10 protein-coding genes are annotated in these 13,133 nt (G+C 53.1%); 2 read left to right on the forward strand and 8 right to left on the reverse strand.

Annotation, left to right across the window (positions count from 1 at the left end):
* Positions 1-143: 143 nt before the first annotated feature.
* Positions 144-608, reverse strand: a complete 465-nt coding sequence (locus ACOZIO_RS18165; RefSeq protein WP_129954820.1) for an Lrp/AsnC family transcriptional regulator — start codon at positions 606-608, stop codon at positions 144-146.
* A gap of 135 nt (positions 609-743) precedes the next feature.
* Here ACOZIO_RS18165 and ACOZIO_RS18170 point away from each other — a divergent pair, with 135 nt between their 5' ends.
* The gene (locus tag ACOZIO_RS18170; protein ID WP_129954821.1) at positions 744-1,523 is read left to right on the forward strand and encodes a transporter substrate-binding domain-containing protein; all 780 of its coding nucleotides are present in this window, start codon (positions 744-746) and stop codon (positions 1,521-1,523) included.
* A gap of 3 nt (positions 1,524-1,526) precedes the next feature.
* Here ACOZIO_RS18170 and alr read toward each other — a convergent pair whose 3' ends face one another.
* Together alr and dnaB are read right to left on the reverse strand one after the other, a co-directional pair.
* Positions 1,527-2,606 (reverse strand): alanine racemase, encoded by a 1,080-nt coding sequence (gene alr / locus ACOZIO_RS18175; RefSeq protein ID WP_421595562.1) that lies wholly within the window; start codon positions 2,604-2,606, stop codon positions 1,527-1,529.
* A 179-nt stretch (positions 2,607-2,785) separates the two neighbouring features.
* Entirely contained in the window at positions 2,786-4,192 is a 1,407-nt protein-coding gene (dnaB, locus tag ACOZIO_RS18180; RefSeq protein WP_129954823.1) for a replicative DNA helicase, read from the reverse strand.
* 182 nt (positions 4,193-4,374) lie between these two features.
* Between dnaB and ACOZIO_RS18185 the strand changes: the two genes are divergently transcribed.
* A complete protein-coding gene (locus ACOZIO_RS18185; protein WP_129954824.1) occupies positions 4,375-5,358 on the forward strand; it encodes a quinone oxidoreductase in 984 nt (327 codons plus the stop codon).
* Positions 5,359-5,868: 510 nt separating this feature from the next.
* On the opposite strand, the gene pspG is transcribed toward ACOZIO_RS18185, so the two are convergent.
* From pspG to ACOZIO_RS18210, 5 genes are all read right to left on the reverse strand, one after another.
* Complete coding sequence (gene pspG / locus ACOZIO_RS18190; protein ID WP_129954825.1) at positions 5,869-6,105, reverse strand: envelope stress response protein PspG; 237 nt, start codon at positions 6,103-6,105, stop codon at positions 5,869-5,871.
* Positions 6,106-6,296: 191 nt separating this feature from the next.
* On the reverse strand, positions 6,297-7,301 hold the full coding sequence (gene dusA / locus ACOZIO_RS18195) for a tRNA dihydrouridine(20/20a) synthase DusA (RefSeq protein ID WP_129954826.1): 1,005 nt from the start codon (positions 7,299-7,301) through the stop codon (positions 6,297-6,299).
* A gap of 129 nt (positions 7,302-7,430) precedes the next feature.
* On the reverse strand, positions 7,431-8,870 hold the full coding sequence (locus ACOZIO_RS18200) for a sugar porter family MFS transporter (protein ID WP_129954827.1): 1,440 nt from the start codon (positions 8,868-8,870) through the stop codon (positions 7,431-7,433).
* A gap of 9 nt (positions 8,871-8,879) precedes the next feature.
* Positions 8,880-9,779, reverse strand: coding sequence for an aldose 1-epimerase (locus ACOZIO_RS18205; RefSeq protein ID WP_129991936.1), 900 nt, complete (start codon positions 9,777-9,779; stop codon positions 8,880-8,882).
* An 18-nt stretch (positions 9,780-9,797) separates the two neighbouring features.
* Positions 9,798-13,052, reverse strand: a complete 3,255-nt coding sequence (locus tag ACOZIO_RS18210) for a DUF5107 domain-containing protein (RefSeq protein WP_421595563.1) — start codon at positions 13,050-13,052, stop codon at positions 9,798-9,800.
* Positions 13,053-13,133 lie beyond the last annotated feature (81 nt).

The following is a 13,133-nucleotide window of genomic DNA, read 5'->3' on the forward strand; positions in this document are numbered from 1 at the left end:
TCGAAAATAAGATTTTATGACGCGTTAATTATTCTTTACATGCACAAAACACGCATATTAATTCAAAATAATGCACCATAAAAGTGATATTGCACCAAAACAAATCACCTTAATAGTGCACGCAAAATAAGGGGGGGATTTTTTCAGGCAATCGTCAATAAGCCGTTTTCTTTTAGACGGTTAAGCACTACCGATGTTTTTACATGGGAGACACTTTTATGCGCTGACAGGATTTGGCTGATCAACGTACTTAAACCGGCTAAATCTTTCACCGCAACTTTCAGCAGATAATCCGCATCCCCGGTAGTTTTATAGGCATCAATAATCGCATCAACTTCACCCAGCATGCTGTGAAATGCATCGACCTGTGCAGGTAAATGGTTTATAAGCCTGACTTCAATCAGTCCAATCATCCCCAAGCCCAGTGCTTCCGGTGCCAGACGCGCGTGATAGCCGAGGATCATCTGAGCCTGTTCAAGGCCAATCCGCCGACGTGAACACTGTGATGCTGACAGCCCCACCAGTTCGCTTAATTCCTGATTGGTCAGCCTTCCGTTCGTTTGTAATAAGGTCAGAATTTTAAGATCGTAATCATCAATGCTGTACATGGCAGTGTTCCTGTCGTTTTAATTTTTATGTGTCGGATTCTTATTGCAAAAAACATTCCCACTCTGGCCAGTTATAAATACTTCCCGGCGATTTTTTCTTATACTTGCGCATGATTTAAACGCAAGGAAAAAATAATGAAAAAAGTACTCTGCTCTCTCGCTTTGCTGTCTGCCTTGCCCGGTCTGGCAAAAGCTGACACCCCATCTTCACACCTTGAGCGCGTATTACAGAAAGGCTCGCTGAATGTCTGTACCACCGGTGACTATAAACCGTATACGTTTTTGAAAGAAAACGGAGAGTACGAAGGTATTGATATTGCGATGGCGGGATCACTGGCGGCAAGTCTGGATGTAAAAGTGAACTGGGTGCCGGTCACCTGGAAATCACTGCCGGACGAAATGAGCGCCGGGCATTGTGATATCGCGATGGGCGGAATTTCAGTGACGCTTAAACGCCAGCAAAAAGCCTGGTTCGCTAATGTATTGGATCAGGACGGGAAAATCCCGCTGGTGCGCTGTGAAAATGTGCGTCAGTACCAGACGATTGCGCAGTTAAATCGTCCGTCCGTGCGCCTGATTGAACCGGCGGGCGGTACCAATGAAGCCTTCGTGCACAGCCATCTGCCGCAAGGCACGCTGGCACTGAGCGATAACGTGACCATCTTCCAGAAGCTGGTGGATAAGAAAGCGGACGTGATGATCACTGATGCGTCGGAAGCGCTGTATCAGCAGAAACATTATCCGAAACTGTGTGCGGTGAACCCGAAGAAGCCGCTGCAGTATGGCGAAAAGGCCTACATGCTGCCGCGTGATGACATAAGCTGGAAGATGTATGTCGACCAGTGGCTGCACCTGAGTAAAGCCACCGGCGAATATCAGAAAATTGTCAGCCAGTGGCTGGCGGTGAAAAAGTAAGGTTTAGTCGCCAATATAAACGCGGGCGACCCGCTCGCTGAGTTGGGTAATCAGCTCATAAGCACTGATACCGGTTGCCTGCGCAATGCGCTCAACCGGTAATTTCTCGCCCCAGAAAATCACCTCATCCCCTACGTTGTCTGTGGCTTCCGGCCCCAGATCGACGGTGATCATGTCCATCGACACGCGCCCGGCAACCGGCACCTCACGGCCATTAACCCACACAGGTGTACCATTTGGCGCACTGCGCGGATAACCGTCGCCGTATCCCATTGCCACCACACCCAGGCGGGTATCGCGGTCGCTGACCCAGGTACTGCCGTAACCGACAGGTTCACCGGCGGCATGTTCACGTATGGCAATCAGGCTGGAAGTTAGGGTCATTGCCGGTTGAAGCCCAAAATCGCTGGCCGTTCCGGTTTCCATCGGCGACACACCGTACAAAATAATCCCCGGGCGAACCAGATTCATATGCGATTCCGGCCACAGTAAAATACCGCCGGAAGCCGCAATGGATTTTTGCCCCGGCTTGCCTTTGGCAAATTCATTAAAGCAGCTCAGCTGTTTCGGTGTGGCATCGCTTTCCGGTTCATCCGCGCGGCAGAAATGGCTCATCATATTGACTGGCTGAACCACGTTTTTGCAGGCACTCAGACGCTGATAGAATGCATCAGCCTGTGCCGGATGGACACCTAAACGGTGCATACCGGTGTCGATTTTCAACCAGACATTCAGCGGACGCGCGAGATCAGCACTTTCCAGCGCCTCAAGTTGTTCGATGCTGTGAACGGCGGTATCCAGCTGATGGCCGACCAGCAGCGGTAATTCGCTGGCAGAGAAAAAACCTTCGAGCAGGAGGACGGGTTTTACCACACCGGCTTTACGCAGCATCAGTGCCTCACTGAGCCGCGAAACACCGTAATAATCGGCATCCTGCAGGCTGTGCACCGTCTCCAGCAGACCGTGCCCATAAGCGTTTGCTTTCACCACCGCAACCAGACGACTTTGTGTCGCCAGATGACGAACCCGTTGCAGATTGTGTCGCAGAGCGCGGCGATCAATGACAGCCGTAGCCGCTTTCATTTTAAGTCCTTTGCATGAAATTATTGAGGTTTTAGCAGCCTAAAGGGGCGTTATTGGCGCAGCCAGTTTGCGTTCGGCCAGCGCGGAAAAACCGGAGCGTACACGTAGTACACGAGCCAATCTTTCCAAAAAAAGTGAGCACTGCCCGGCCACAAAATGGCAAGCAAAATAGCCCCACACTAATCTTCGTCGTATTGCGGGCCGCCATAGTTATCAAACCGCGACCACTGACCGTTGAAGGTCAGGCGGACGGTACCGATCGGGCCGTTACGCTGTTTGCCGAGAATAATTTGCGCGATGCCTTTTTCTTCACTGTTGTCGTGATAGACCTCGTCACGATAGATAAACATGATTAAGTCGGCATCCTGCTCGATTGAGCCGGACTCACGTAAGTCGGAGTTGACCGGGCGTTTATCCGCACGTTGTTCCAGGCTTCGGTTCAGCTGCGACAGCGCTACCACCGGCACCTGCAATTCTTTCGCCAGCGCTTTCAGCGAGCGGGAGATTTCGGCGATTTCCAGCGTACGGTTGTCGGACAACGCCGGAACGCGCATCAGTTGCAAATAGTCGATCATGATCAGGCTCAGGCCCCCGTGCTCACGGAAGATGCGTCGCGCACGCGAACGAACTTCGGTTGGCGTCAGGCCGGAGGAGTCATCGATATACATGTTACGTTTTTCGAGCAAAATCCCCATGGTGCTGGAAATACGCGCCCAGTCTTCATCATCAAGCTGACCGGTACGGATTTTGGTCTGATCGACGCGGGAAAGCGACGCCAGCATACGCATCATGAGCTGATCGCCGGGCATCTCAAGGCTGAAGATTAAGACCGGTTTATCCTGCATCATCGCGGCATTTTCGGCGAGGTTCATCGCAAAAGTGGTTTTACCCATCGACGGACGCGCCGCCACGATGATCAGGTCAGATTTTTGCAGACCTGCCGTTTTCTTGTCGAGGTCAGCATAACCGGTTGAAACGCCGGTTACACCGTCGTGCGGACGCTGGAACAGCTCTTCGATACGGGAAACCGTGCTTTCCAGAATACGGTCGATGCTTTTCGGACCTTCGTCTTTACTGGCGCGGCTTTCGGCAATCTGGAATACCCGGGATTCGGCTAAGTCCAGCAGGTCTTCGCTGCTGCGGCCTTGCGGATCATAGCCTGCGTCGGCAATTTCATTAGCGACGGAGATCATTTCCCGGACCACAGCACGTTCACGTACAATGTCCGCGTAAGCACCGATGTTCGCCGCACTTGGTGTGTTTTTAGAAAGTTCTGCCAGGTAAGCAAAACCGCCGACAGAATCCAGATCGCCTTTCTGTTCCAGAGATTCAGAAAGCGTGATCAGGTCGATCGGCTTGCTCATTTCCAGCAAACGCTGCATTTCGGTAAAAATCAGGCGGTGCGGGCGACTGAAGAAATCATTGCTGACCACCCGCTCGGCCACGTTATCCCATCGTTCATTGTCCAGCATCAGCCCGCCCAGAACGGATTGTTCAGCTTCCAGCGAATGCGGCGGAAGTTTCAAGCCTTCCATCTGGCGATCGCGGTTTTCGTTCTGTTGATTGGTCGGTTTTTTTGCTGCCATCTGTGGATTATTTCCTGCTCTAAGCGCCTGTTTTATGAGCGTCAGGTTTCCAAAAATCGGAGCCTGACTCGCGCGACAGTATAAACCATTTCAAAAGGGTATTAACCCTTAGTGCCGAAAATCTGGATTGTCCGGGACATTTAGCCTAGGGTTGAAATCAGTCTCCATCACGAGGAAAAAACATGGCAAAGCGCATCCAGTTTTCTGAAACAGGTTCCCCGGACGTCCTGCAATACGTTGATTATCAGCCCCGGGATCCGCAGGCAGGTGAAGTCCAGGTCGAGAATAAAGCCATCGGCATCAACTATATTGATACTTACGTGCGCAGCGGTCTTTATGCACCAGCCAGTTTTCCGGCGGGTTTAGGCACGGAAGCGGCAGGCGTAGTCAGCAAAGTTGGCAGCGGTGTCACTGACATCAAACCGGGCGATCGTGTGGTATATGCACAATCCGCGCCTGGCGCTTACAGCGAATTCCATAACGTGCCGCAGGAAAAAATTGCTCTTTTGCCGGAGGCGATCAGCTTTGAACAGGCCGCAGCCTCTTTCCTTAAAGGGCTGACAGTTTATTATTTACTGCGCAAAACCCATGAAGTTCAGGCCGGTGAAACCATTCTCTTCCATGCCGCAGCAGGTGGCGTAGGCCTGATTGCCTGCCAGTGGGCGAAAGCACTGGGTGTAAAACTGATTGGCACCGTGGGCTCCGATGAAAAAGCTGAACGTGCCAGACAAGCCGGTGCGTGGGAAACCATTAATTACCGGACAGAAGATATCGCAACCCGCGTGGCAGAACTGACCAACGGCGAAAAAGTCGGTGTGGTTTATGACTCCGTCGGCAAAGATACCTTTGAAAAATCGTTAAACAGCCTGAAACGCCGCGGTTTGCTGGTCAGTTTCGGCAATGCGTCCGGCCCGGTAAAAGGCGTAGATCTGGCGATACTTAATCAGAAAGGTTCGCTGTTTGTGACGCGTCCTTCCCTGAATGGCTACGTGACTAACCGGGAAGAACTGCTGGAAGCAAGCAGTGAGTTGTTCTCACTGATCGCCAGTGGCGCGATAAAAGTGGAGGTCAGCGATGCCCAGAAATTCCCGCTTTCCGAGGCAAAACGCGCACATGAAACGCTGGAAAGCCGCGTGACGCAAGGCTCGAGTTTGCTCCTCCCATAACAGTTTCCTTAAGCCATTGACGTTACAGCAAGGCAGCAAACGAATGCGTTCCGATGAGCTTACTCAGGTAAGTGATTCGGGTGAGTGAGTGCAGCTAATACAGCTGTGGTGGCAAGGGCGACGGGGAAAAATGCAAAAAAGGCTTTCACGGATGTGAAAGCCTTTTTTACTGCCTGACTCAGACGACCTCTGATATCAGACGGGTACTGCTGTAGGGTACTGCCGGGTAAATCCGCAGGGCGATGTCACTTAAGCGACTATTGTGTGCCTCAGCGGACTTGATGAATTCGTTTTACAGCCTGCTGGCTGCCAATGAATTCCATCCTAACAGTCACCCATGTTAAAAAATATGATTTATGTATTTCGACCGCACATTCTGATTCAGCTTGTGATCGCTAGCACATAAGCAAAAGTTATCGCTGCAACGGTTACATTTTTTTGCGCTCAAAACACAGCCAGCAATCACCATGATTTCATGCGGTTACGTAAATCTATAAATTGAAGCTGTTATTACGGCAGGCGACGGCGGCGGTATTTCGGCTCATCAGGCCGGAAATATGTCCGATAAATCCAGACCGTAATCACGGCCAGAACCAGCCATGGTAACATTTTTATAACAATAGCCAGGAAGCCGCCCAACATCATCAGAGCAAATGCTACGATCAGAGCCGCAACCATACCCAGCAGAGAAATGCCGGTCAGCATCAGCATAAAGAAAAAACCAAGCACGAAGAGAATTTCCAGCATCGGGTGCTCCTTAATAAGCCATGTGCAATAAGACGTAGCGTCCAAACACGTATTAGCCATTACAAGAAACGTGCCAGTATGAGAGGGTAAATAATGTGTTGAATAATAACGGAAAAAATCTTCACAGGCACGTACAGCCTGCGAAAATATAGTAAATTTGACTAATAAATAGTGATTTTACTCACCTGTTTTCAGGCCTGCGCTGTCACTTGCTGCTGAGCAACCATTTGCAGCGCCTGTTCGACCACATCGATGCCCGCACCCGCTTTATGTGCATTCTCGCTAAGATGGCGACGGAACTGACGCGCTCCCGGCACCCCCTGAAACAGGCCGAGAATATGACGGGTGATGTGGCCGAGGTAAGTGCCTTTGCTCAGTTCCGCTTCGATATACGGATACAGCGCGCGGATAATATCCGGCCCGGTTTTTAGCGGTGCATCAGAGCCGAATAATTCACGATCAACGTTCAGCAACATACCCGGATTCTGGTAAGCCTCGCGACCGACCATCACGCCATCCATATGTTGCAGATGCGTTTTAGCTTCTTCGAGGGTTTTGATGCCGCCGTTAATGGCCATGGTCAGGTGCGGGAAATCACGCTTGAGCTGATACACGCGCGGATAATCCAGCGGCGGAATTTCACGGTTTTCTTTCGGACTGAGGCCGGAAAGCCAGGCTTTACGCGCATGAATAATGAAAGTATCGCAACCGCCGTTTTCAGAGACCTGACGGATAAAATCACACAAGAATTCGTAGCTGTCCTGATCGTCAATGCCGATACGGGTTTTGACCGTAACCGGAACCGAGACGACATCGCGCATCGCTTTAATGCAGTCGGCGACCAGCGATGCCTGCCCCATCAGACAGGCCCCAAACATGCCGTTCTGCACACGATCAGACGGGCAGCCAACATTCAGGTTAATTTCATCATAACCACGCTCTTGCGCCCGCTTCGCGCAATACGCCAGATCGGCCGGGTTGCTGCCGCCAAGCTGCAATGAAACCGGATGTTCTTCTTCACCAAACCCCAGATAATCCCCTTTGCCGTGAATAATGGCACCGGTGGTCACCATTTCGGTATACAGCAACGTCTGACCGGTTAACAGCCTGTGAAAATGGCGACAGTGGCGATCGGTCCAGTCGAGCATCGGCGCAACGGAAAAACGCTGGGCGGAAAAAGAGGTGGGCTGGGGCATTGCGTGTTGAGTTTCTGACATCGGCCTGACATTCGCTGAAGGGGTTCGTGGTGCTCCCTCCGGCGCAACGCCAGAGGGAAGTTAATCGCTGATTATACCACAGAACAAAGATTCGGCATCGTATGGGGTTTAGTGGCTTTCGGACATCGCCGCTTTTTCAGCTTTTCGCTCGGCGTCGGTACGGCTGAGACGCTGCTCCAGTGCTTCGAGCGTCACCCCGCGCGTTTCCGGCACGTTGCACTGGATGAAAATCCAACCCGCCAGACAGATAACAGCGTAGATGAAGAAACTGCCCGCCGCACCCAGCGCTGCGTTCATCAGCGGGAAGGTGTAAGTCAGCAGGAAACAGGCGATCCACAATGCCAGCGTGCCCACCGCCATCGCGTTACCACGCACCCGGTTAGGGAAAATTTCAGACAGCAATACCCAGGTCACCGGTGCCAGCGTCATGGCATAAATGGCGATAGCCACCAGCACCAGCAGTAACACCGGTAACCCCGTGACACCAAACGAATAAGACAGTCCGATCAAAATATAAATGACGGTCAGCCCCGCAGAACCCAGCTGCATCAGGCGACGGCGGCCGATTCTGTCCACCAGCGGCAGTGCCAGTAAAGTGAAAATAAGGTTGATGAGGCCGGTGGCGACAATCGATTTCAGCGTATCGTTGATGTCAAATCCCGCCGAGGCAAAAATTTCCTGTGCATAGTTGAATATCACGTTGATGCCGCACCATTGCTGGAAAATTGCCAGCACAATCCCCATCAGAATGACCGGCCTGACGCGCGGTTCCCACAGCGTGGAAAACGGCACTTTCTGGTTTTCCGAGCCCAGTGACCGGCGGATATCCGCCAGCGTAACGCGGGCATATTCCACGGAACCGATCCGTTGCAGAACTTTTTCGGCCTGCGGATAACGGTTAGCTTTCGCCAGCCAGCGCGGGGATTCCGGTACCACAAACATCAGGATCAGGAAGATGGCGGCCGGGATAGCTTCAGCACCAAACATATAACGCCAGCCGGTCTGACCGTTCCAGCTCTGTAAAATGTCCGCCTGCACAGCGGCAGAGGCGACCGGTTCGGCTATCATCAGATTAATAAGCTGTGCGGCCAGCACCCCCAGCACAATTGTCAGCTGATTCACGGCCACAAAACGCCCGCGCTTTTCTGCCGGACTGATTTCTGCGATGTAAACCGGGGCCAGCGCGGAAGCCAGGCCAATCCCAACACCGCCCACAATTCGCCAGAACACAAAGCTGTTAAAGCTGAATGCCAGTGCCGTACCGACACCTGATGCAGTGAACAGAACGGCAGCGATAATCAGAGGCAGGCGACGTCCGTACCGGTCCGAAAGTGAGCCCGAACCCGCCGCGCCCAGAACACAACCCAGCAGCGCGGAGCTCATGGCCCAGCCAGACATTGCCGCATCGGTGATGCCGAAATACGCCTCGTAGAAAGGTTTTGCGCCGCCGATCACCACCCAGTCATAGCCAAACAATAAGCCGCCGCAGGCAGCCACCAGACAAATCATCCACACGTAGGGCATATTCAAAGCTTTTGAGTCAGACATAAGCATTCCTCATTCCGGGATGTTAATCGTCGCGCTATGCAGCGACATTTGCTGTGTCAGAGATTCGCCGGGAGATAACACCCGCAGCGAGCCCCCGTGCGGCAAATGATGATCGTTTGCCGCATGGGTCATGGGTTCAAAACAGAAGAAATCATGCTGACAACCGGGGTCAAAACGGCTGTCGGATATAAACAGGAAGAACACCGGGCAGTCCGGAGACGTGGTCAGCCGCAGCGTATGGCCGGATTCTGGCCAGACAATCTCTGCCTTGCCATCCCAGCCGGAAAAACCGTTATTCACCCAGTGGCGGGGAAGGGGCTGAGGCGTGCAGAAATCCAGACCGGCAGGCAGCTTGTTATGATGTTTGCCCGCCAGCCACTGCGCGTCTTCCTGCCAGTAACCGGACGCTGTTGCCTGAAGACGGGTGGTTTCGCTGAGCGGGAAAAACGGGTGCCATCCCAGCCCGAAAGGCAGAGGATCAGCCCCCTGATTGGTGATACATAAGCTGATATCCAGCCGGTTATCATGCAAAGAAAAATGCTGCTCCGCCCGATAGCAGTAACTGTCGCTGCGATGCGTAAACGCCAGCGTCAGCGCGACCTCACTCTGGAAAACGCATTGCCAGTTTCCCAGCCAGCCATCGCCATGCAGATAATGCGCGTCCCCGGTGTTGGGCGGCAGAGTGTAATGGCGGCCTTCAAAATCAAAAGCGTTGCCTTTCAGACGGTTACCAAAGGGAAGAAGAGGAAAACAGGCCGACTCTGCGGCTGGGGTATCCTCACTCAGTACTGACGGGCGCAGCAGAGGGACATTGTCATCCGCCCGCTTTGCCAGCAGTTGCAGGATAGTGCCGCCGCATGGCGACACAGTCAATGCAAGCCGATGATTTTCCAGAGAATACAGAGCCATTTTTCTCTTCTCCTTCACTCAGCAATCCGGTAATTGTGAAAAGAGATGTGCTTTGGCACAGGAAGGATCCAGCGCAAAGATTTGCTGCAACACATCAGCGTAAGCCTCGTTTTCCAGACCACGCAGGGCCAGCGCTTTCACCAGCAGACAATGAATGCGATGCTCTTTCTGACGATCGCTGGTAAGCACGACTAAATCCGGCAATGACACCGCGAAGAAATCAGCCTGAACAGGCTGGTCCGCTGTGCTCTCCGCCCATTCCAGCATGTGCCTGAAGACCTGACGGCTTTGCTCTATATCATTAAGTTTGCGCAGTGCCATACCCTGATAGAACAAATAATCTACCGGCTGATCATTGTAATAGCGCCGCTCGCCAATCCCTTTGTCGCCCGCCGCCGCACGCTCAAACCAAGTCTGCGCCTGTTTATGCTGCTGAAGTTTTTGCGCACAAATACCCAGCCAGAAGCAGATATCGTTATCCGTTTGCCCGACCAGCCGTCCTTCGCTGAGGTTTTGCGGATATTCCAGCGCGGATAACAGCTGCGCCTGCGCGGCAATCACATCTCCTGCACTGAGATATTCAAACGCCAGCAACTGTTTATTCAGCAGATACTGACCGGTGATGCGCCCTTCACCGCCTTCCCATGGATGGAATTTCCGGTCAGCCAGCAGTGCCCGTGCTGCCTGTAACTGTCCGCACTGGTTATATAAACTGAGAAGTTCAGCGATCAGATCGTCACGCTGTGTGGCGACGGACAACACTTTTTCCAACCGCGCCAGACGGATTTGCGGCGCAACGCCGGTCAGGCGATTAAGCAGATCAGATTCAAATAACAGCCGCGCATCCTGTGGCTGTAAACGGCACGCCTCTTCCAGACAGTGGTGCGCTTTTGCACTATCTTGCTGACGGTTCCACGCATCAATTCCCAGTCCGCGCCATGCATCCGCAAAGTCCGGTTCCAGCACCAGACAACGCTGCCAGCAGGCCACCGCCGTTTGTGTATTACCTTTGCTGTAATGGAAAGACGCCAGTAAATGCAAGGCAAATGCGTCATCAGGGAAAGCCTCAAGCATGCGAACTTCCGCCAGCCATTGCGGGAAACGAACATGCTGCGGGAAAGCATTTCGCGCTGCCAGACACAATGCCTCGCGCCCTTCTTTTTGCAGGGACGCTTGCAAATACAGCGGTAACGTTTCCTGACTTTTCAGCACGTCCAGCGCTTCGAGTGCCAGTGCATCCAGTCCGCAACCGGTCAGCTGAATGGCGATATTCATGGCGTTTTCGCCACGCCGGCCGGTGACATCGCGCAATTGCGCTGCCGATTTCGCATCAGGCGAAAGGTGATAACGCAGGAAGTGCAGAAGGTAATGCAGCGGGTAACGTGTTAAATGTGCTTCGATATACGTCTCGGCGTCCTGACCTAGCAGACACAGCAGCGTGGCTTTCAGTCCGATCAGGCCGTAATGATTCGCCTGCGTCGCCAACCCCTGCTCACAGAAACTCAGCGCCTGCGGATACTGCTCACGGCGGATGGCTATCCGTGTCAGCCCGAAGTAGCCCCCGGATTTAGCGTTGCCGCTCCAGACGGCGCGGTAATAGCTGTCAAAAGCCGCGTCAAAATCACCGGTCTCCTCAAGCGCGTTCGCACGAACGAGACTCGCCAGCCCGCATTGCGGATTCTTATTCAGTCTGTGTGCCCGGCTCAGCGCCACATCAGCAAAAGCCAGGGCCTGAGTAAAATTAGCCTGATTGTAGCTGAGTGTTGCCAGCGCCAGATTGCAGCGATAATCCAGCGCATCCAGTTCCACACCACGCCGGTAATAATTCACAGCCTCCTGACTGGCATGGTTGTATTGCTCAAGATGCTGACCGATAAACCAGGCCTCATCTGCCGAAGTGATGTCCTGCGCGGGCAAGGGCGCGCTGGCAGGCGACGGTAACGGCGTCTCACTGGCCTGATGCTCCAGATAGGACAACAGCTCTTGCCCCTGTTCATTCAGCAAGCGCAGCTGAAGGCGCGATGGGAATTCGCCACTCAGTTCGCCCTGAACCACGTCTCCAGGCTGCAAAGTCATGTCCTTTTCCAGCAGAATTTGCGTGCCATCTTCAGAACTGATCCTGATTTTCGCGCCTTGCAACGGACTGACCGCATAAATGCCCCACGCCAGTTTTGGCCCGTGACGCTCAAGTTTAATCACCGCCTGCCCGGAGGCATTCTGCACCGTACCCAGGGCACTGTAAGGCAGGAAGTTCTGAACGAAACACTTCTCCTCAAATGCATCCAGCCAGGTGAAATCCGGCTGATTATCGGTGAATACGCCGGTCATCAGCTCAATATAAGGCCCGTTGTTATCGGTCAGATTACGATCCCACGCACGACCGAAATCGCAGTTTCCCCACGTCCACTGCTTTTTACCCGGCGATACATGATGGTCAGCGATGTGCAGTAATCCGCCCTGCTGTTCGTGGTCATACGCGCCCACGAAGTCATAGTCAGATTTGTCGGCCATGTAGGACGTCGGAACGGGAATGTTTTTATAGCGCGAGATATCCACGCCCGCCGAGTAGTCCACCTTATAATAGGTGCCGGTGGCTATCGGGAAGGAAGAAACGTCCCGTTTACCGTGATCGAAAACGGCGGTGACATCCGGCGGAAATACGCTCTGATGGCCATCACCGCCGGTAACTGCCGGATTAGCCCACCACAGGAAATGGCGCGGCGTCGGATTGCCGTTGTAAATTTTGGCGCTGATTTCCAGCAGCGCTTTATCGGGATAAAGGGTGAAACCGGTCATTACCTGCAAGCCGCGCATCGGTTCCACTTCGCCCATCCACACAGTTTGAGCACCGTTATCGTGTGCCTGAAGAGTGAAATCCACCGGCATAAAAGTGGTCGGACGGTGATGCTGCGGCCAGTTAAATTCGATACCCCCGGAAATCCACGGCCCCAGTAAACCGACCAGCGCGGGTTTCACCACTTCGTTGTAATAGACAAAATCACGCTGTTTTATTTTGTCCCAGGCACGGTGGACACGACCACCCAGCTCCGGTAGCAGCATGATTTTAAGAAAATCATTTTCCAGATACAGCGCCTGATAGGTTTTCATAACCTTCTCACCGGTCAGCGTATCCGTCACGCCGTACGGATATACCGCACCGGAAGACCCCTGATAAACCCGGTGTGCCAGAAACATCGGGTGCGTGTCCTGTTTTCCTGTCAGCCAGGTCGGGAGCTCGATCGCTTCCTGCCAGACTTTTACCGCTGTGCTCATGATTTCCCCTCAGTGCGCTGGATCGAAATATCAATTTCGAGATTCTACGCAGCGTACTGACAGGGAGGATTTGCTACGGTC

Origin of the sequence: Rahnella sp. PD4 (assembly GCF_049199325.1) — a bacterium.
Classification (GTDB): Bacteria; Pseudomonadota; Gammaproteobacteria; order Enterobacterales; family Enterobacteriaceae; genus Rahnella; species Rahnella perminowiae.